This is a genomic window from Streptomyces sp. NPDC059037, assembly GCF_042740015.1.
Taxonomy (GTDB): Bacteria; Actinomycetota; Actinomycetes; order Streptomycetales; family Streptomycetaceae; genus Streptomyces.
This window is the reverse complement of record NZ_JBHYIG010000186.1, coordinates 1-19592: the sequence shown is the minus strand read 5'-3', so window position 1 is coordinate 19592 and position 19592 is coordinate 1. Positions and strand designations below refer to the sequence as shown.

Sequence of the window (19592 nt, the reverse complement as noted above, 5' to 3'; positions counted from 1 at the left end):
GGGCACCCCCCCCTGGTGCCGGGGGGGGGGTGGCGCCGCCCCGCCGCCCCCCCATTGGCCCCGCCGGCGGGGGGGGGGGGGCCGGCCGGCCCCCCCCCCCCCCACCGGGGCCCGGCACCGCGAACGGATCCGATCCCCCGCCCCCTCACTTCACCCGCGACATCCGCGCTTCCGGATTGCCCGACTTCTCGTTCTCCGAGAGATAGCGCAAGTCGTCGCCCACCGGGCGCAGTCGCACCGTATGGCTGTTCTTGGTGCACTGCGCCGCGCTGTCCGCCCGGCCCTTGCCCTGGGCCACGATCTCCTTGGCCGACACCGACTTCAGGACGAGGTCCACGGCGCAGGTGCCGCCCAGTTGGTCGGTCTGGGTCATGACCGCGAAGCGTTCGCCGACCTTGCCCTGCTCGACCTTGAGCCTGAACGTGCCCATCGGGACGGCGCCGTTGGCCGCGACCGCCTGGCCCTCCCAGGTGCCGCGGTAGGAGGCGGGGACCTTGCCGCCGCCCTGGTCCGCGCCCTCGCCAGGCTCTTCGCTCGCGGTCGCGTTCGGCGGCTGCCTCCCCGCGTCGCTCGAATTCCCGCCGTCCCCGGGAAGCAGTCCCAGTACGAAGACGGAGCCGATCGTCACCGCGGCGAGCGCGCCCGCGACGCCGAGGACGAGGGTGCAACTGACCTTGCGGCCCTTGCCGTCGACGCCGCCCGGCACGGAGGTCGCGGCCACCGAGACGCTGACCCGGCCGGGCGGCCCCGACGGCGCGGGGACCGGCGCGTACGAAGCGTCCGGCGGGCCGAAGGAGCCGCTGCTGCCCTGCGGGCCGAAGGAGCCGCCGCCCTGCGGCACTTCACGCCCCGCGCCCCGCGCCTCGGAACCTCCCGCCGACGAGCCCACCGTCGAAGGCGGTCCGCCCACCATCGAGCTGCCGAACGGCACGGGCCCCGAGGGCTGTTCCGCGATGCCCGTCCCGTCCGTGTCCAGGTCGAGGATCCGCACCGCGCTCCGGCTGACCCGCTCCACCAGCGGACCCGGCAGCCACCCGGCCGCCACCAGAGCGTCCGCACCCGATGGCGCGAGGCGCCGCGCGATCTCCGCGGGAGCCGGGCGCGCGGCCGCGTCCTTGGCCAGGCACTCACGCGCGAGGTCGCGCAACTCGCCGTCGAGGCCGTCCAGTTCCGGCTCTTCGTGGACGACCTTGTAGAGCAGCGACGCGGACGAGTCGCCGGGGAACGGCGAGGCCCCCGTGGCCGCGTACACCAGAACGGCGCCCAGCGAGAAGACGTCCGCCGCCCCGGCGACCCCCTTGCCGAGGATCTGCTCCGGCGACATATAGCCGGGCGAACCGATGGAGACACCGGTCGAGGTGAGCGAGGCCGTGCCGTCCGTGGCCCGCGCGATGCCGAAGTCGATCAGCCGCGGACCGTCCATGGTGAGCAGCACGTTCGACGGCTTCACATCACGGTGCACGAGCCCGAGTCCGTGTACGTGCGTCAGCGCCTCGGCGAGGCCCGCGACCAGTACGCGTACGGAATGGGCGGGCAGCGGAGCAAGATCGCGCACCGCTTCCGCCAGCGAGGGACCCGCCGCGTACCCCGTGGCCACCCACGGAACGGCCGCCTCCGGATCGGCGTCCAGGACCGGCACGGTCCAGTCACCGCCGACCCGCCGCGCCGCGTCCACCTCACGCCGGAAGCGGGCGCGGAACTCCTCGTCGAGCGCGAAATGCGGATGGACGACCTTCACCGCGACCGTACGGCCGCCCGTGCTGCGCCCCAGATAGACCCGGCCCATACCGCCCGAGCCGAGCCGGCCGAGCAGCCGGTAGGGCCCGATGGCGGTCGGTTCGCCGGGATCGAGCGGGTGCATGACGAAGGCCTCCCCCAGACGGCGCCGCGCGGCCGCGGCCACTGGGACCGCGGGCATTGTCTGCAGCTCAGCGTAGTCCGCGGGCATGCCAGGAAGTCCAGGCATGCCCAAGCCGGGCCCTACCTCGGTTCGAGCAGCTCCACCCGTACGTCCGCGGGGAAGCCCGTCGTCTCCCCCACCCGGCGTGCGAACTCCGCCACGCCTTCGAGCTGCGCGCCGCCGAACCGGAAGTCCAGCGTCGTGAAGTACCGCTCTAGCACCCCCGCGTCGAAGGTCTCCCAGCGCGCCGCCTGCTCGGAGACCTTGCCGACCTCCTCCAGCGAGAGATCACGCGAGGCCAGGAAGGCCTTGTGCACCTCGCGGACGACGGCGGGCTCGCGCTCCGCGTACTCGCGCCGCGCCGCCCAGACCGCGAAGACGAACGGAAGCCCCGTCCAGTCCTTCCACATCTGGCCCAGGTCATAGACGTCCAGGCCGAGCCGCGGCCCGTCGATCAGATTCGCCCGCAGCGCCGCGTCCCCGATGAGCACGGCGGCGTCCGCCTCCTGCATCATCAGCCCGAGGTCGGGCGGACACGTGTAGTAGTCGGGGCGTACGCCGAAGCGCTCGGCGAGCAGCAGCTGCGCCAGGCGCACGGAGGTGCGCGACGTCGAGCCGAGCGCGACCCGGGCGCCGTCCAGTTTCTCCAGGGGCACCTGCGAGACGATCACGCAGGACATGACGGGGCCGTCGCAGCCGACCGCGAGATCGGGGAAGGCGACGAGGTCGTCGGCGTTGCGGAGGAACTCGACGAGCGTCACCGGCGCGATGTCGAGTTCACCCCGCACCAGCTGCTCGCTGAGCTTTTCCGGGGTGTCCTTCGTCAGCTCGAAGTCGAGGAGCGTTCCGGTGCGCGCGAGTCCCCAGTAGAGGGGCAGGCAGTTCAGGAACTGGATGTGACCGACGCGCGGCCGGGGCGTGCGGCGGGGGCTGGGCAGCTGATCGGCGCCCGCACCCGCGAGGGTGTCAACGGGAGAATTGTCCACATCGGGGAGGCTAGCCCCCTTGCTGTACCGTGCAGTGAGCGGGGCCGAAATGCGCCCTTGTCAACCCCTTCGGACCTGGTCCGTCAACCCCTCTGGGGGGTCCGTCAAACATCCGGGTGACGTGATCTTGCCCCCTATTGCTTTCGGCTGCCTGCGTGCTAAGCTCGCCGCAAGTTGCAGTTTGGTTTCCCTTGCAGTACAGAGCCTGCGGAGCATGTGACCCGCGGGCTCTCGTCGTTTTCAGACTTATGCAGTTGTTTCAACAATCGCAGGTTCTGGAGCAGGGCAACCCTTTGGCCCAAGGAGGGCTTATGGCTACCGGAACCGTGAAGTGGTTCAACGCCGAAAAGGGCTTTGGATTCATCGCCCAGGAAGGCGGAGGCCCCGACGTCTTCGTCCACTACTCCGCGATCAACGCGAACGGCTTCCGCTCCCTTGAGGAGAACCAGGCCGTGAGCTTCGACGTCACGCAGGGCCCGAAGGGTCCGCAGGCGGAGAACGTCACCCCCATGTAATGGGGCGCCCCATTCGCGTGGGGCGTGTGACAGTTCCGGTGACTTGATCCGGACATGGATAGCAGTACCCAAGGGGCCCTGCCCTCGCCATTGCGGCGAGGCGCGGGGCCCCTGCCTTTTTCTGGCGGGGGCGCCTTGAGCGGTGGGGGTGCTTTTCTTTCTGCGGGTGCGTTTGTGGTTGCTCGCGCAGTTCCCCGCGCCCCTTACGGGGCTATCGCGTCCTGCGGGGTCCATCCCTCGCGGGGGACTGCGGCGAGCAGGCGGATCGTGTACGGGTCCTCCGGTGTTGTCAGGACTTGGGTCGTCCTGCCCTGTTCCACCACCTTTCCTCTCCGCATCACCAGGACCTCGTCCGTGATGTGTTGGACCACCGCCAAGTCGTGGCTCACGAAGACCAGGGCCACGCCCGTGTCGCGGCGGATCTCGGCAAGGAGCTGGAGGATCTGGGCCTGGATCGATACGTCCAGTGCCGCCACCGCCTCGTCCAGGACGAGGACTTGGGGGTCCACGGCGAGGGCTCTCGCGATGGCCAGGCGCTGGCGTTGGCCGCCGGAGAGTTCGCGGGGGCGGGCGCCGGCCTCTCGCGCGCCCAGGCCCACCTGGTCCAGGAGGTCCCCCACCTGCTTCTCGTCCCTGCCGTGCAGGGTCAGTGCCGTACGGAGGCACTGGGTCGAGGTGAGGCGCGGGTCCAGGGAGAGGTAGGGGTCCTGGAAGACCATTTGGATCTCTCGGGCGCGGGTCAGACGGGCCTGGCGGCCTCGGGGGGTGCGGGGCTCCCGGGGGCGGCCGTTCACCTTTACTGTGCCGGTGTCCTGCCGGACCAGGCCCACCAGCATGCGGGCGACCGTCGTCTTGCCCGAGCCGGATTCGCCGACGATTCCTATGGAGCCGCCGGGCGACACCGTGAACGTCACATCACTCGCCGCCTGGTGGCGGCCGCCGCCCGGCAAGGGGTAGCTCTTGCCCAGGCCGGATACTTCCAGCAGGTCTGACGGCATCAGGAGTTCACCTTTCGCTGAACAGAGACGGCGCAGGCCGCCGTCCCCCCGTCCGGCAGTGGCAGTTGCCCCGGAGTCCACGTCTCGCAGCCCGGTTCCGCGTCCCCGCAGCGGGAGACGAAGGGGCAGCCGTCGAACGTGTCCGAGAGGGATGGAGGGCGGCCCGGGATGGGGCGGAGGGTGTGGGGCGTTTCGCCCAGGGTCGGGGAGCAGGCGAGCAGGCCTCGGGTGTAGGGGTGTGCCGGGGACTTGAACAGGGCCTCGGCCGAACGCTCCTCGACGACCCGGCCCGCGTACATGACGTACACCCGGTCGCAGTACGCGGCCGCCAGGTGGAGGTCGTGGGTGATGAAGAGGAGGCCCACGTCGCGGGTCGCGCGCAGGTCGCGGAGGAGGGCGAGGATCTCCGCCTGTGTCGTGACGTCGAGCGCGCTCGTCGCCTCGTCCGCCAGGAGCAGGCTCGGTTCCGCCGCGAGGGCGCCCGCGATGACCACGCGTTGCAGCATGCCGCCGGAGAGTTCGTGCGGGCGCTGGCGTACGCGGTGTTCGGGGTGTGACAGGCCCACGGTAGCGAGCAGTTCGACCGCCTGTTCGCGGCTCGCGCCTCGCTCCACCAGGAAGTCGCCGATCCTGCGTACGGGGTTCAGCGCGGCCCGGGGGTCCTGGTGGACCATCGCCACCGTCCGCGCGCGGTGGGTGCGCAGGGCCTCGCCGGTGAGGGGGAGGATCTCTGTGCCGTTCACGCGTACGGAACCTGATGTCACCGCCCGCGCCGGCAGCAGGCCGAGGGCCGCCTTCGCCGTGGTCGACTTGCCCGAGCCCGACTCGCCCACCAGGCCGACGACTTCACCGGGAGCGACAGTGAGGGACACGCTGTCCAGGAGCGGGCGGGCGGCGCCCGGGACCCGCAGGGTCAGGTCTTCTGTTTCGAGCAGTGGCATGTGCATTTTCACTGCCTTCCTAGCCGGTCGGCGGCCCAGACTCCGACCACGTTGAAGGACACGACGACCAGGGCGATGGCCGTGCCGGGGACGAGGGCGGGGAGCAAGGCGCCTTGGACGACCGCCGCCTGGCCCTCCTGCACCATCAAGCCCCAGTCGGAGGAGGGTGGTTGGGCGCCGAATCCCAGGTAGGAGAGGGTCGCAAGGGACATCAGGGCCTCGCCGAACAGCACCACCAGGTAGCCGAGGATCGCTCGGCCCAGGTTCGGGACGAGGTGCGCTACACAGATCCTCGCCCCGCCCATGCCCTGCACCCGGTAGGCGTCGACGTACGGCTTGCGGGTCTCGGAAAGGGCCAGTGAGCGTACGTACTTGGCGATCGTGGGGGTGAAGGCGAGGCCCAGTGCCAGGACCGACGTCGTCATTCCCGCGCCGAACACCGCGATGATCAGGACGGTGAACAGCAGGCCGGGGAACGCGTACATCACGTCCGTGAGCCGTGAGACCAGCGCGTCCACCCATCCCCCGCGCCAGGCCGCGAGCACGCCGAGCGTGACGCCCAGGACCGCGGCCACGGCGAGGAGCAGGATCGGGGCGATCAGGCTCGTGCGGGTGCCGTACAGGGCGCGGGAGAGGAGATCCTGTCCCGAGGAATCCGTTCCCAGGAGGTGGTCCCCGGAGGTGCCGACCAGCGATGCCGAGAGGTCGATGGCGTCCGGGGCGTAGGGGGCCAGGAGCGGTGCGAACACCGCGGCGAGGACCACGAGGCCCAGCAGACCGGCGGCCACCATCACTCCGACGGGGCGCCTGTCACGTACGGCCAAGGGCGTGAGCCCCACAACAGCGTCGGCCATCAGGCCCTCGCCTCCTTGACGCGCGGGTCGAGCAGCGGATGGACCACGTCCACCAGCGTCGTCACCACGATGTAGCCGGTGACCATGAGCAGCAGGACGGCCTGCGCCACCGGGAAGTCATGTGTATTGATCGCGCCCACCAGGAGCGAGCCGATGCCGCTGATGCCGAAGGCCGTCTCCACGACCACCGTCCCCGCGAGCATTCCGGCCATCACGAGTCCGCACATGGTGATGATCGGGCCGAGCGCGTTGCGCAGGATGTGGCGGCGGATGATGTCCCGCTCCGGGACTCCCGAAGCCCGCGCCGCCTCCACGTGGTCCGATGCCGCGGCGTCCGCCATCGCCTGGCGGGTGACCCGGCTGATGATGGCGAGCGCGCCGAGCGCCAACGAGAGTGCGGGGAGCGTCAGATGGTGGAGCGTGCCGGTGAAGCCCTCGCCCGATCCCGTGACCGGGAACCAGCCCAGTTGCACGCCGAAGAGCGAGACGAGCGCGATCGCGGCGACGAAGGACGGGACCGACGCGGCGAGTGTCGTGCCGCCGACCACCGCCGAGTCGATCCACGTCGAGCGTTTGACGGCGGCCAGGATTCCGGCGCCGACGCCGAGCACCACGAACAACACCGTGGCGTAGGCGACCAGTTGGAGGGTGGTCGGGAAGCGGGACGTGATCAGGTCGGCGACCTGGTCGCTGTACTTGAAGGACCGGCCCAGGTCGAAGTGGACGCAGTCCCACAGCCAGCGGCCGTACTGGACGACCAGCGGCTCGTCCAGGTGGTACTGCGAGCGGACCTGCGCGAGCCGCTCGGGCGTCAGCTTGTCGCGGCCGCCCGCGAGGAACACCGCGGGATCACCGGGTGCCGCGTACACGGCGGCGAAGATGACGAACGACGCGGCGAAGAGCGTGGCGACAAGGCCGGCCAGGCGCCGCAGCAGTCGGGAGACGAGCATGGGGCTCCTCACCTAACCCTTCTTGGCGCTCTTGGCGCCGAGTCCGGCCGCCCACGGGTAGTAGAGGTAGGCCTGCGAGGCGGGCGGGCCGGTCAGCTTGTCGCTGATGACGAGGGCCGACGGCACCTGCGCGACGGGGATCCAGACACCCGCGTCCACGAACCTCTTCTGTACGTCGATGGCGAGCTCGGCCCGCTTGGCGTCGTCCAGGGTGCTGAGTGCCTGGCGCACCTTCTTGTCGTACGTGGCGTCCTTGAAGCCGACCCAGTTGTTGGCGGAGTCGGAGAGGCCGTTGTCGTAGAAGCCCATGGGGTCGGCCTTGGAGATGTACCAGTCGCCGACCAGGACGTCGATGTCCGCGCGGGCGGCCGGGTCGCTGTAGAACTCCTCGAACTGGGCGGTCGGGACGGTCTTGATCTGCCCCTTGAGCCCGATCCGCTGGAGCGCGGAGCGCACCGCGTTCGCGACGACCGTGCGGCCCTGGCTGCTGTCCGTGCCGATCACGATGGGGTCGGTCGGCGCGCCTGCCTTCTTCACAAGCTCCTTGGCCTTGGCGAGATCGCCGGCGGAGGGCGCGGCGGGCGCCGCCCCCTCCAACTTCTTCTGTGCGGCGGCGAATTCGGCCTTCTCATAGCCCCAGGCGCCGGAGCCGACCGGAGTGGCCCACGGCTGCACAAGGCCGCCGTAGCCCGACTTGGCGATGCCCGAGCGGTCGAGCGCGAGGGACAGCGCCTGCCGGATCCGCGGGTCCTTCAGGCCGCCGCGCGCGGTCGGGATGAGGACGAGGGACGCGGTGGAGGGGCCGTAGTGCTGGTCGAGGCCCTTGGTGGAGCGCAGGGCGGATGCGGTGTTCGGGGATTCCGCGTACGTTCCGTCGGCGGCGCCCGTCTTCAGGGCGTTGACCAGGGCGCTGTCGGAGGCCCAGCGGAAGACGACCTGCCGGGTCAGCGGCTTGTCGCCCCAGTACTTGTCGTAACGCTCGATGGTGATGGAGTCGCCGGACTTCCAGCCCTTGAGGGCGTACGGTCCGCTGCACGCGTCGCCCTGCCCCGGCGTGCCGAACTCCTTCCCGGCGGCGGTCACTTGCTCCTTGTTCCAGACGATGCCCGCGTCACCGGCGAGCGCCTTGGTGAAGAGCGCGTCGGGGGCCTTGAAGCGGACGGTGATCTCGCGGCCGCCGGTCTTCTTCATGGACTTGACGTTGCCGAACTCGTCGGCCTGTTCCATGTCCGGGTCCGCGTGCCGCTTCAGCGACCAGAGCACGTCGTCGGCGGTGAGCTTCGAGCCGTCGTGGAAGGTGACGCCGTCCCTGACGGTCAGGACGAGGGTCTTGTCGTCGGGGGTCGCGGCCTTCTCGGCGAGGAAAAGCTTCGTCGTCATGTCGGGCTGCAGCTGGTACAGCCGCTCGCAGACGTTGGTGAGGACGACGCGGCCCGCGCTCGTTCCCTGGGTGTCGAGGTCAAGCGAGTCGGGCTCGTCCTCCAGGAGCCAATTGGCCTTGTCCAGCTGCCCCTTGGCGGCCATGGTGGTCGCGCTCAGCTTCAGCTTCGCCGCGTCGGCGGGCTTTCCGCCGGTGGCGGCGGTGTCGGCGCCGCTGCACGCTGCGGCGGTGAGGAGGGTGGCCGCGGTGAGGCCCGCGACCAGGGGCCTGCTGATGGTCCGGGTCGTCGTCATCTGCTGTCTCCGTACGGGCCGTCGTAGAGGTTCCAGGGCATGTGCTGGTAGTCGCGGTCGCAGGGGGTGCCGGCGGTGGCGTGGTAGTCGCCGCTGGTCAGGTCCACGCAGGAGGAGACGAGCGTGGTCCAGTGCTTGACCTCGGGCCTGCGCGGGTCGGGGTGCGTGCACAGCGACTCGGGGTGGCCGAGGTGGTCGGACATGGCCTGCTTGATCAGCTTCCGGGACTCGTCAGGGCCCGTGGAGGAGCGCAGGGCCTTGAGGCCGAGCTCGGCGCGCGGGACGCGGACGAGTGAATCGGACGACATGGGGCGGTAGTTGGCGGCGATCGCGGCCGGGACGCCCGCCTGGTAGTGGTTGCCGTGCACGAGGAGCCCGTCCGTCGGGTACATCCAGCCGTGCCCGGCGGGTGTCGTCTCCAGGTCGACGGCGAAACCCTCGCGGCAGGTCAGCAGGGCGTTGGACGCGATGTGGGCGCGGGTGCGGCAGAGCACGTCCAGGGCGTCGGTGATGGTGTGCTGGTCCAGGACGCTGCGGCGTACGACGGTCTGGGGGAGGCCGATCGCGTCGCTGAAGCGGCCGCCGAGGCCGTTCGCGTTGAGCGCGATGCCCGCCGAGTTGGCGCCCTGGCGGCCGATCTGGCCCGCCTCGACCTGCATGATCAGGGTCGGGTGCGGGGGCTGGACGACGCGCAGCATGACGACGGTGTCGGCGACCCCGGCGCGCCAGTCCCAGTTCTGCCCGGCCCAGACGTGACCGTCCCCGCTGGCCTCCCCGTACGCGGCGAAGGAGGTGCAGCCCTCGGCGGGCTCCTCGTCTTCTGCGTCTTCTGCCTTCATGTCGGCGAAGGAGCGGTCGTAGATGACCTCGCCGCGGGCGTTGAGGGCGAGGATGTCGGGGAGGTCCACCCCGGCGCCCTGGGCGATGCCGCGCATCTCCTCCAGGAGGTGGGGGGCGTAGTCGCGGACCGGCTCAAGCCAGCGGGCGGCGCGGGTGGCGACCTGGTTCCAGGTCAGGCCCGACGACTGGCCGAACGCCTCCTCGTAGTAGGCGAGTGCGGCATGCAGCTGCGGGCGGACGGCTTCGCCGTACTGGTGGCCGCGTTCGATCGGGGTGCCGGATATCTCGATGAGGGGCAGTGCCATTGTTCTCCTCGCGGCGGAGAGCTGTTGTAACGTGCGTTACGAAGAACTCTCCTTTTGGAATGCGTTGCCCAGGAGAGTAACGTCCATCACACGAGAGTCAATAGCTGTAATGGAAATTTCAGAGGGTGGGACGGAAGAGGCCGGGGCGTCCGGCGGAGCGGGCCTCGCCCGACTGCGGGCCGCCGTGCGCGACCAGTGGGAGACCCTGTCGGCGTCCGAGCGGGCCGTCGCCCAGTACCTGGTCAGCGCCCCCGCGGAGTCGCTGCTTTTCGCCAGTGCGCAGGAGCTGGGCTCGGCGAGCGGCACCAGCAACGCGACGGTCGTGCGCGCACTGCAGCGCCTCGGCTACGCGGGCCTGCCCGCGCTCAAGCGTGAGCTGGCGTCGGACTTCACCTCGGCGGTGGCGCCTGAGGTGCGCCTGAAGCAGCGCATCGCGCATGTGGGCCGGGACCTGGACGGCATCTGGGGCGAGGTCTTCGACGAGGCGCAGGAGCGCATCGAGCACGCGCGGCGGCTTACGCCGGGCGAGGCGCTGCGGGACGCGGTCGGCATCCTCGCCGAAGCACCCGAGATCCACTGCTACGGCATCGCGGCGTCCGAACTGGCCGCGCGGCACCTGGCGTTGGCGCTCGGCAGGATCGGCCGCAGGGCGCGGTACTTCGGCGACACGGGGTTCGCTCTGGCCGACCATCTGCTCGCCGTGCGGCAGGGCGACGCGGTGGTGATCTTCCAGCCGGGGCGGGCGCTTGCCGAGCTGTCGGTGCTGATCGAGCGGGCGCGGGCGGTCGGGGCGCGGGTCGTCCTCGTCACGGACGAGTTGGCCGAGCTTTACGGGCCGCGGGTGGATGCGGTGCTGACAGCTCCGCATACGCCGACCGGGATCACCACGGAGGCGTTGACGGCGCTGGTCGTGGCCGATGCGGTGTTGCTGGCGCTGGCCACGCTGGATGAGGCTCGGGCGGTGGATACCTCGCATCAACTTACTGCTCTGCGGGAGCAGTTGCTGGGTCCTCGGGCTCGTAAGGGGTAGCAGGTTGAGATATGGCTGCGGCGCCGTCGTGGCTGATCGCGCCCACGCGGCGGAGCCGCAAATGTCACAGCCCCGCGCCCCTTCGGGGCGCTCCTGCACCGCTCACGTGCCCGACGGCCTCGGCTGCTCCGACGGGACCGAGCTCTCGGCAGCCGCCATCCACTGGTCCAGGTCGGTCTGGGTGAACTCTGTCCACGGTGGGACTCCGGGGAGTTGGCGGAGGAGGTCGTAGGCCTCGGGGATCTGGGCTCCGCGGAGTACCGGGCAGTGGCAGCCGGCGATGACCTCGGCGTTCAGGTGTTGGAAGTCGGTGACGACCGTCCCGAACTTCTGGGCGTCGAGCAGGGCGACCCAGGGGGAGACCAGCCTTCCGCCGAAGAACTGGCCGTCGCGGAATTCGTCCGGCGACAGCTCAGCCATTTCGGGCATGGGGGTCGGCACGTTCGTGGCGAAGGTGTCCACGGACCACAGGACGTTGCCCTTCGGGTCGAAGAGGGCGCGGGTCGTGGGGTTGTCGTAAAGGGGCGGCCGCTTGGCGACCAGGGTGCGATCGCCCACGTCGATCGTGTCGCCGTCGGTCATGAAGCGGCACCGGTTGATGGGGGTCTCCCACTCCTCGGCCATGCGGCCGATGGAGAACCACGTCGTCAGCAGGGTCGCGTTCGGGCATTCCGCGAGGACCGCCAGGAGGTTGCCGGCGTGGTCGCGGTCGTCGTGGGTGAGGAAGATCCACCGTACGTCCAGGGGATCCACGATCGACCAGGCCGCCTCCAGCCACTGGGAGCGCACCGCGGGCGCCCCGGTGTCCACGAGTACTGGTTCGGCTCCCCGGATCACCATCGAGTTCATCGGGAAGTGGCCGACCGGCGGGGCCTCAAGGGCCCACGGGATGACGAACGTCTCCTCGGCGATCTTGTACGGCTGCAGAAGGTCGAAACTCTCCATGGTTGTCATCGCTGCTCCCTAGGACAGAGTCGCCGCAGCCTCCATAGATCCAGTGCAGCCCCGTGCCGGGCCGTCGTCAAACGCAGCACCCGTGACGGCCGTGCGGGACTTTCCGAACAGCCCCTAGCTGTGCTGCATCACCAGCACGAAACTCGTCCCCGGCTCCAGCGCCTCGTACAGATGCGGGACGTCTCCCCGGTACGACATGTAATCCCCTGCCGCCAGCTCCACCGTCTCGCCTCGTGGCCCCGCAAGGAGTCGCCCCGTGCTGACGACCAGGTGCTCCACCGAGCCGGGGATGTGCGCGTCGGACTCCCGTGCGGAGCCCGGCTCCATCGCGCCGTGGTAGATGTCGCGCCGGACCCCGGCCGGGCCCGGTGACAGCAACGTGCCCGCGTACGAGGCCTGTTCGGCGTGCATGGTCGGGCCCTCCCCCGCGCGGATCACCGTGACGGCGGGTGCGGGCGACTCCACGAGCACGCTGAACGGCACCCCCAGCGCCACGGCGAGCGCCCACAGCGTCTCGATCCCGGGGTTGCCGGTGGCCGCCTCCAGCTGCGAAAGCGTCGACTTCGCGATCCCGGCCCGCTTGGCCAGCTCGGAGAGGGAGATCCCCGCCTTGGCCCGCTCCCGGCGCAGCGCGGCCGCGACCCATTCACGGGGCAGCCGGGATCGGGCGGCGTCGCCCTTGCCGTCAGTCATGCCGTACCGCTCTCTCTCACTTCCGAGCTCTCGCTTCAAGGCCCGATCGTTCGCTACAGGGGACCATTCGTTCGGCTTGACGAACGGGACCCGTACCGCCCATCCTACGACGTATGCGTTCGCCACACCGAACAGACAGCCCGCCCGACCGAACGGGCGAGGGTTTCGTCCGGCTCTCCCACCTCCCCCGCGGCGTCCTGCGCGACATCGCCCTCGTCTGGCTCGCCGACGCCGTCGTCGGCGTCTCCTTCGGCGCGATCGCCGTCGCCGGCGGGCTGCCGGTGTGGGTGCCGGTGCTGATGTCGCTCCTCGTGTACGCGGGCTCCGCCCAGTTCAGCGCGGTGGGGATCCTCGCGGCGGGCGGCGGTCCGGTGGCCGCGGCGGCGACCGGCCTGCTGCTCAACTCCCGTACGGCGGCGTTCAGTCTGGCCGTGGCCGACAGCCTCGGGCGGTCCTGGGCCGCGCGGCTCGTGGGCGCGCATCTGATCACCGACGAGACGGCGGCGTTCGTCCTCGCGCAGCCCGACCAGAAGCGGCGCAAGGCGGCGTTCTGGATATCCGGGGTCGGCCTGTTCGCCGTATGGAACGTCAGCGTGCTCGGCGGCGCGCTCGCCGGTTCCGCGATCGGCGACACCGCCCGCTTCGGGCTCGACGCGGCGTTCCCTGCCGTCCTCCTCGCCCTGGTCCTGCCCGCGCTGCGGGCCGACAGCATGACGCGGCGGGCCGCGGCCGCCGGCGCCGTGATCGCGGTGGCCGCGACGCCGCTGCTGCCCGCCGGGGTGCCGGTGCTGCTCGCCCTGCTCGGTCTGCTCGCCGCGCGACGCGGGCCGAGCCGCCCCGCCCGTTCCGCTCCCCGCCGCACCACCCCGAGGAGCGCCTCGTGAACGCCCAGCTCGCCTGCGTCCTGGTCCTCGCCGCGGGCACTTACGCCTTCCGCCTGGCCGGACCCGTACTGCACGGCCGCATCGAACTCCCCGCCCGCATGCAGGAGTTGCTGACCATCGGCGCTACGGTCCTGCTCGTCGCGCTGCTCGCCACGGGCGCGCTCACCGAGGGCGGCGGCCCCGCCGGATGGGCCCGCCCGCTCGGCGTCCTGGCCGGCGGCGTACTCGCCTGGCGCAAGGCGCCGTTCGCCGTGGTCGTGATCGGCGCCGCCGCGACTACCGCGTTGCTGCGTCTCGCGGGGGTCGCGTAGACCCGTCCGGTGTGCCGCCCCCGGAGCCGTACAGTGCGTCCACCACCCCCGCGTACCGCTCGGCCACCGCACGCCTGCGCACCTTCAGGCTCGGTGTGAGCAGCCCCTCCTCCACCGTGAAGTCCTCGTCCAGGAGCGCGAATTCACGGATGCGGGCCGGGCGCGAGACCTCCGCGTTGGCCGCGTCCACCGCCTCCTGGACCAAGGCGCGGACGCGGGGGTCGCGGGACGGCGGTCCTGTGAGCCGTACGCCCTCGCGTCCCGCCCACCCGGCGACCTCCTCCGCGTCCAGGGTGATGAGGGCCACCGGATAGGGGCGGCGGTCTCCCACCATCACCGCGCGTGACACGAAACGCGAGCGCTGGACGGCCAGTTCACTCAGCGATGGCGTGATGTTCTTGCCGCCAGAGGTGATGATCAGGTCCTTCTTGCGGCCGGTCACGGAGAGATAGCCGTCGGCGTCGACGGCACCCAAGTCGCCCGTGTGCAGCCACCCTTCGGCGTCCAGCACCTGCTGGGTGGCGTCCGGGTCCGCGTGGTAGCCCGGGAAGACCATCTCGCCCCGGGCGAGTATCTCCCCGTCATCGGCGATGCGGACCTCGCAGCCGTCGACGGGACGGCCGACCGTGCCGTACCGCACCGCGCCCGGATGGTTGAGGCTGATGACCCCGGCCGACTCGGTCATCCCGTACCCCTCGAAGACCGCGATGCCGCAGGCCCGCAGGAAGTCGACGACATGCGGTGCGATGGGGGCGCCGCCGGTCAGCGCCCATCGGACGCGGCCCCCGAGCGCCTGCCGGACCGGGCCGTAGAGCGACTTCTCGGCGGCTTCGTACGCGTCCCGGAGACCGGGCGGCAGGGCGTCGTCCGCGGCGAGGACCCCGATGCGTACGGCTTCTTCGAAGCGTGCGCCGCCGCCGGGAGCGGACTCCGCGAGGGAGCGGACCACCGCGTACACCTTCTCGAACAGGCGCGGCACGGACGGCAGATGGGTGGGGCTCACCTCGGCGAGTTCGGTGACGACGTTCTCGATCGCGCCGCCGAAGAAGCAGAGCTCGCCGCCCTCGATGAGCGTGGTGAACTCGATGAGCTGGGCCAGCAGATGGGCCAGCGGGAGATAGAGGTACGTCGCGTCGCCGGGGCCGCCCTCGATGAGGGGCAGCGTGGCGGACTGGACGGCGCCCAGGTTGGCGTGGGTGAGGAGGCAGCCCTTCGGCGGTCCTGTCGTGCCGGAGGTGTAGATGATGGTGGCCAGATCCGCGGGGACGCGTTCGCGGGCGCGGGCCAGCAGGGCGGCGGCGTCCGACGGCTCGGCCTCCGGCCCCTGCCCCACCCCTGCACCCGCACCCGCCCCCTCCCCCTCCGGGACTTCCGCCATCAGCAGCACATGCCGCACCCCGGTCAGCCGGGGCCGCAGCCGCCCGATCTTCGCCGCCTGCGTGGCGTCCTCACAGATCACCACCGACGCCCCGCTGTCTCCCAGGACCCAGACGACCTCCTCGTCGCCCGCCGTCGGGTAGACGGGGACGACGACCGCGCCCGCCGCGAAGGTGCCGAAGTGGGCGTACGTCCACTCGGGGCGGGTCTCGGCGAGGATCGCCACGCGGTCGTCCGCGCGGACGTCGAGAGCGAGCAGCCGCTGCCCGAAGTCCCTCACCCGGTCCCGGAATTGCTCGTAATCGACCTGCTCCCACGCCCCGCCTTCGGTCTTGCGGCGGAGGGCGGGCAGCTTGCCGTGCCGGTCGGCCGTCCACTCGGCGAGGACGGCCAGGGTCTCGGGGCGCTCGGTCGGCTGCATGCATACGACGCTAGGGACACCGCGGTCCTTCGCGGGATGACGGGAAACGTCAGCGGGGTTGGCCGGGAAGCTCAGCGCGGCCCCCCGCGATCCCCGCGACTCCACGGCGCAACTCGCCGCAAGTGCCAAAGGTTTGACCGCAAGGCTCAGAAGATCCTCAAAACTCTTGTTGCCCCAGCCGCCCCGGCACCAGTATCCCTCCCAAGCCCGCGCCCAACGCCCCTGACCAGGGCGTAACCAGCCGGCGCGGGTGCATCGCCACGCGATGAACAAAAAGGGGAACACATATGTCCATATCGCGAACCGTGCTGCGCACCGCCGCGGTTTCCGTTTCCGCCGCCCTCGCGCTCGCCGCGGCCGGACCCATCGCCTCCGCCACCGAGGCCGCGAACGCCCGCGCCGAGCAGCACAAGGCCGCCGCCGGTGTGCTGACGGCCGTCGCCGACGACACCGGCGCACCGCAGATCGTCGAAGAGGGTCTGGAGGAGCGACTGGGGGCGCTTCCGCAGAACCCGACGACCCAGCAGCTCGTCGAAGCGATGTACCCGGGCGACGAGGCCGCACAGCAGGCCGCGCTCGCCAAGCTGGAGCCGCAGGGCGTGCAGCTGCGCAGCGGCTGGGACACCGCCTGGAAGGTGACCAAGTGCGTGGGCTCGATCGGCGCGTTCATCGCGGGCAACGCGCTGCTCGTCACCAAGGCCACCAAGTTCGGCGGTGTGCTCAAGGGCGCCAAGCTCATCGTGCAGGCCGGCAACAAGGAGGAGCGGATCAAGCTCCTCGTAGCCATTTTCGGCGAGGTCACCGGCCTGTCGACCGTCGCAACGGCCTGCGGCTGAGTCCGCACGTGACACGCTGCACGAGATATGTGAGGAGGCCTTGACCATGGAGACCGCCTTCAAGGCATCGTTCATGCTCGCCGTGGCCGCGGAGGTCGCCCTGGTGGCCGTCCTGGTCTTCCAGGTCGCGCGCAAGGAGCGGCACGGCGGCACATCGCCGCTGGTGTTCACCGGTGGTGACGCGATGGCCGCCGCCGCGCTGTTCGGCGGCACGATGACGCTGACCGCGCTGCTCTCGGACGGCTGGAGCGGCCTTTCGACGAGCGACATGCTGCTGTACGCGGTGACCTTCGGCATCGTCACCGCCGGATTCGCGGCGTTCCTGCGCCGGGGGGAGAGGGGGCGGCCCGAGTACGGGCGCATCGCCTTCCTGCTGCCCCTCGGCTTCGGGGTGCTCGCGGGTCTGTCCGGCGTCTGACGCCCTGAACGTGCGGTGGGCGGGGGCGTACACGTCCCCCCGCCCACCGCGCTAAGCGCTCCGCTGGAAGTGCCGCGAGGGTGCCGTCACTCGTCTGCGGCTGTGTCGTGGCCGGTCGCGCAGTTCCCCGCGCCCCTTCGGGGCGCACCCGAACCGCACGGGACTTCGCCAAAGCCGCTTAGACCCGTCACCGCCGAGGGGGCCGGGTTCGGGCGGCGGCGTGGCGGGGAAGGGAACCTCATGCCCAGGCGGACCATCACCGTGCACCACGTGCGCTGCGTGCTCCGCGGCGCCGAGCGGCGCGGAGTGGACACCGTCCCGCTCCTGCGCACCGCCCAGATCCCCCCGCTGCTGCTCGGCGACGACCGGGCCCGCGTCACCGAGGTCCAGTTCGCCCGGCTCTTCCGGGAGCTGTACCGCGCCACCGGTGACGAGTTCCTCGGCCTCGGCTCGGCGGTCAGCAGGCCCGGCACCTTCGCGATGATGTGCCACGCCTCCCTCGGCTGCCGCGACCTGGGCGCCGCGCTGGAGCGTGGCGTCACGTTCTACGGCCTGTTCCCGGGCGGCCCCGACCTGACCCTGGAGCACAACGGCACCGGCGGCGCCGTCTTCGCCGTACGCAACGATCTGGAGCACGACCACTTCCTCGCCGAGTGCCTCGTCATCATCTGGCACCGGCTGTGCAGCTGGCTGATCGGCCGCCGGATCCCGCTCCACTGGGCGGAGTTCGGGCATCCGCCGCCCCCGCACAAGGACGAGTACGGCACCCTCTTCGGCTGCCCCGTCCGCTTCGGCGCGGCCCGCACCGGCGCCGGGTTCGACGCGCACTGGCTGGCGGCCCCGCTGATCAGGGACGAGGCGGCGCTGCAGGAGATGCTGCAGCGGGCGCCGTTCGACCTGCTCTCCCGGCGCGAGTACGGCACGACGGTCGCCGAACAGGTACGCCGCACCCTCGCCCGCGCCCTGCGCTCATCGCCCCGTCTCCCCTCCCTCGGCGAGATCGCCGACCGGCTCGCGGTGAGCCCCGCGACGCTGCGGCGGCAGCTCGCCCAGGAGTCCACCTCGTACCAGCAGCTGAAGGACGCCGTGCGGCACGACGCGGCGATCGCGGCTCTCGCCGGGGGCCGGGAGCCGATCGCGGACCTCGCGGCACGGCTCGGCTTCTCCGAGGACACCGCCTTCCACCGGGCCTTCCGGCGGTGGACGGGGACGACGCCGGGGGCCTATCGAACCGGTCAACAAAGCTGAGCTTCCCCGCCAGCACTCGGCGACCCGCGCGTCACTACGGTCGACGCCTGCACGGCATACGCAGAATGACCGCCCCAGCCACTGAGGAAAGTTGGGAGAGCCGCATGCACATACGTACCGGCGCGAGAGCCCTCGCCGTAGTGGCCGCGCTCGGCCTGTCGGCCAGCACCCCGCTCACGGCGCGGGCCGCCCCCGCGGACACTGCCGCCCCCGGCGACATCGTCGCCTCCGAACCCACCAGCTTCCACCCCCTCCCCGGTCAGCCGACCAACACCAAGGCCTGGAAGGTGAACTACCGCTCGACGACGGCGAAGGGCGAGCCGAACACCGTCTCCGGAACGGTCATCGTGCCGCAGGACGGCCGCCAGGGACCCCGCCCCCTCATCACGTACGCGGTCGGCACGATCGGCATGGGCGATCACTGCGCCCCCAGCGCGGGCTTCCCGCGCGGCACCACCATGGAAGCCAACCTCATCCAGCAACTCACCCTGCGGGGCTGGGCGGTGGCCGTCACCGACTACGAGGGCCTCGGCACCCCCGGCGACCACACCTACACGGTCGGCCGCGCCGAGGGCCAGGCCATGCTCGACGCAGCCCGCGCCGCGATCCGCCTCCCGGAGGCGGGCCTCTCCTCAGACACCCCGGTCGGCATCATGGGCTACTCCCAGGGCGGCCAGGCGGCCGGCTGGGCGGCCGAACTGCACGGCTCGTACGCCCCCGACCTCAAGGTCAAGGGCACAGCGACCGGCGGCGTCCCCGGCAACCTGCGGAAGGCGGCGGACTTCAACGACGGTTCGTACGGCTCGGGCCTGATCTTCATGGCGGCGATCGGCCAGAACGCGGCCTTCCCCGAACTGAACCTGGAGTCGTACCTGAACCCGGCGGGCAAGAAGCTGATCGGCGCCCTGCGCGACAGCTGCGTGGCGGACGGCGCGGTACTGGGCGCCTTCAAAAAGATCACTGACATGACGACACGAAACCCCCTCGACCAGCCGGACTGGCAACAGCGGCTGCGCGAGTCGAGCGTCGGCACGCGGGCGCCGGACGCGCCGGTGTACCAGTACCACGTGATCACCGACGAGCTGATCCCGTACGGCATCGGCAAACAGGTCCGCACGGACTGGTGCGCGAAGGGCGCGAACGTGGAGTGGCACACGGTCCCCCTGGGGGAACACGTCTCCGGAGTCATCACCCAGTCCCCGCTCGCCGCGAACTGGCTGGCGGACCGTTTCGCGGGAAAGCCACCCCGAGGCAACTGCTAGGGGGCCCCTGACAGCTCGCACACCATCCCGCACCGGCAGTAACCGCCCCGGGGGGGCGCGGGCGCCCCCCGCGCGGGGGGGGCCCCCGCGCGCGCGGCCGGGGCGCGCCCCGCCGCGGGGGGGCCCCCCCCCCCGGGCGACCAGCCCGCGCCCTGGAGGATGGGGGGGGCGATCAAACGGTACGAGCAGTACCTC

Annotated in this window: 19 protein-coding genes; 8 read left to right on the top strand and 11 right to left on the bottom strand. The window is 71.2% G+C overall.

Annotated elements, in window-relative coordinates; translation table 11 throughout:
- Positions 1 to 145: 145 nt before the first annotated feature.
- Together ACFWY6_RS30635 and ACFWY6_RS30630 are read right to left on the bottom strand one after the other, a co-directional pair.
- Entirely contained in the window at positions 146 to 1861 is a 1716-nt protein-coding gene (locus ACFWY6_RS30635) for a serine/threonine-protein kinase (RefSeq protein ID WP_384697116.1), read from the bottom strand.
- Positions 1862 to 1980: 119 nt separating this feature from the next.
- Positions 1981 to 2838 carry a menaquinone biosynthetic enzyme MqnA/MqnD family protein gene (locus ACFWY6_RS30630; RefSeq protein WP_384697113.1) on the bottom strand — a complete coding sequence of 286 codons (858 nt, stop codon included), beginning with the start codon at positions 2836 to 2838 and terminating at the stop codon, positions 1981 to 1983.
- A gap of 359 nt (positions 2839 to 3197) precedes the next feature.
- Between ACFWY6_RS30630 and ACFWY6_RS30625 the strand changes: the two genes are divergently transcribed.
- Positions 3198 to 3401 carry a cold-shock protein gene (locus ACFWY6_RS30625; RefSeq protein WP_006138897.1) on the top strand — a complete coding sequence of 68 codons (204 nt, stop codon included), beginning with the start codon at positions 3198 to 3200 and terminating at the stop codon, positions 3399 to 3401.
- Positions 3402 to 3604: 203 nt separating this feature from the next.
- On the opposite strand, the gene ACFWY6_RS30620 is transcribed toward ACFWY6_RS30625, so the two are convergent.
- Genes ACFWY6_RS30620 through ACFWY6_RS30595 form a run of 6 tightly spaced genes read right to left on the bottom strand, consistent with a single transcriptional unit; the run spans position 3605 to position 9963 of the window.
- Positions 3605 to 4399 (bottom strand): ABC transporter ATP-binding protein, encoded by a 795-nt coding sequence (locus ACFWY6_RS30620; RefSeq protein ID WP_384697110.1) that lies wholly within the window; start codon positions 4397 to 4399, stop codon positions 3605 to 3607.
- The gene (locus ACFWY6_RS30615) at positions 4399 to 5346 is read right to left on the bottom strand and encodes an ABC transporter ATP-binding protein (protein WP_384697107.1); all 948 of its coding nucleotides are present in this window, start codon (positions 5344 to 5346) and stop codon (positions 4399 to 4401) included. Before ACFWY6_RS30615 ends, ACFWY6_RS30620 begins: the two co-directional genes overlap by 1 nt.
- 2 nt (positions 5347 to 5348) lie before the next feature.
- Positions 5349 to 6194 (bottom strand): ABC transporter permease, encoded by an 846-nt coding sequence (locus ACFWY6_RS30610; protein ID WP_384697103.1) that lies wholly within the window; start codon positions 6192 to 6194, stop codon positions 5349 to 5351.
- On the bottom strand, positions 6194 to 7144 hold the full coding sequence (locus ACFWY6_RS30605) for an ABC transporter permease (protein ID WP_384697100.1): 951 nt from the start codon (positions 7142 to 7144) through the stop codon (positions 6194 to 6196). Before ACFWY6_RS30605 ends, ACFWY6_RS30610 begins: the two co-directional genes overlap by 1 nt.
- A 12-nt stretch (positions 7145 to 7156) precedes the next feature.
- The gene (locus ACFWY6_RS30600) at positions 7157 to 8818 is read right to left on the bottom strand and encodes an ABC transporter substrate-binding protein (RefSeq protein ID WP_384697097.1); all 1662 of its coding nucleotides are present in this window, start codon (positions 8816 to 8818) and stop codon (positions 7157 to 7159) included.
- The gene (locus ACFWY6_RS30595; RefSeq protein WP_384697095.1) at positions 8815 to 9963 is read right to left on the bottom strand and encodes a C45 family autoproteolytic acyltransferase/hydolase; all 1149 of its coding nucleotides are present in this window, start codon (positions 9961 to 9963) and stop codon (positions 8815 to 8817) included. The genes ACFWY6_RS30600 and ACFWY6_RS30595 overlap by 4 nt, the downstream gene beginning before the upstream one ends.
- A gap of 109 nt (positions 9964 to 10072) precedes the next feature.
- Between ACFWY6_RS30595 and ACFWY6_RS30590 the strand changes: the two genes are divergently transcribed.
- Positions 10073 to 10993, top strand: a complete 921-nt coding sequence (locus ACFWY6_RS30590; protein ID WP_384697091.1) for a MurR/RpiR family transcriptional regulator — start codon at positions 10073 to 10075, stop codon at positions 10991 to 10993.
- 102 nt (positions 10994 to 11095) lie between these two features.
- Here ACFWY6_RS30590 and ACFWY6_RS30585 read toward each other — a convergent pair whose 3' ends face one another.
- Entirely contained in the window at positions 11096 to 11947 is an 852-nt protein-coding gene (locus tag ACFWY6_RS30585) for an MBL fold metallo-hydrolase (protein ID WP_384697089.1), read from the bottom strand.
- Between the two features lie 114 nt (positions 11948 to 12061).
- On the bottom strand, positions 12062 to 12640 hold the full coding sequence (locus tag ACFWY6_RS30580) for a helix-turn-helix domain-containing protein (protein WP_266863476.1): 579 nt from the start codon (positions 12638 to 12640) through the stop codon (positions 12062 to 12064).
- A 113-nt stretch (positions 12641 to 12753) separates the two neighbouring features.
- On the opposite strand from ACFWY6_RS30580, the gene ACFWY6_RS30575 reads away from it, so the two are divergent.
- On the top strand, positions 12754 to 13524 hold the full coding sequence (locus tag ACFWY6_RS30575; RefSeq protein WP_384697084.1) for an AzlC family ABC transporter permease: 771 nt from the start codon (positions 12754 to 12756) through the stop codon (positions 13522 to 13524).
- Entirely contained in the window at positions 13521 to 13835 is a 315-nt protein-coding gene (locus tag ACFWY6_RS30570) for an AzlD domain-containing protein (RefSeq protein ID WP_384697082.1), read from the top strand. Before ACFWY6_RS30575 ends, ACFWY6_RS30570 begins: the two co-directional genes overlap by 4 nt.
- Here the strand turns inward: ACFWY6_RS30570 and ACFWY6_RS30565 are convergent.
- Complete coding sequence (locus ACFWY6_RS30565; protein WP_384697079.1) at positions 13801 to 15633, bottom strand: AMP-dependent synthetase/ligase; 1833 nt, start codon at positions 15631 to 15633, stop codon at positions 13801 to 13803. The two genes, ACFWY6_RS30570 and ACFWY6_RS30565, sit on opposite strands and share 35 nt — an antisense overlap.
- Before the next feature lie 287 nt (positions 15634 to 15920).
- Between ACFWY6_RS30565 and ACFWY6_RS30560 the strand changes: the two genes are divergently transcribed.
- From ACFWY6_RS30560 to ACFWY6_RS30545, 4 genes are all read left to right on the top strand, one after another.
- Entirely contained in the window at positions 15921 to 16469 is a 549-nt protein-coding gene (locus ACFWY6_RS30560) for a hypothetical protein (protein WP_266863484.1), read from the top strand.
- A gap of 46 nt (positions 16470 to 16515) precedes the next feature.
- The gene (locus tag ACFWY6_RS30555; RefSeq protein ID WP_384697076.1) at positions 16516 to 16887 is read left to right on the top strand and encodes a hypothetical protein; all 372 of its coding nucleotides are present in this window, start codon (positions 16516 to 16518) and stop codon (positions 16885 to 16887) included.
- Positions 16888 to 17127: 240 nt separating this feature from the next.
- Positions 17128 to 18135 carry an AraC family transcriptional regulator gene (locus tag ACFWY6_RS30550; RefSeq protein ID WP_384697074.1) on the top strand — a complete coding sequence of 336 codons (1008 nt, stop codon included), beginning with the start codon at positions 17128 to 17130 and terminating at the stop codon, positions 18133 to 18135.
- A gap of 104 nt (positions 18136 to 18239) precedes the next feature.
- Positions 18240 to 19397 (top strand): lipase family protein, encoded by a 1158-nt coding sequence (locus tag ACFWY6_RS30545; protein WP_384697071.1) that lies wholly within the window; start codon positions 18240 to 18242, stop codon positions 19395 to 19397.
- Positions 19398 to 19592 lie beyond the last annotated feature (195 nt).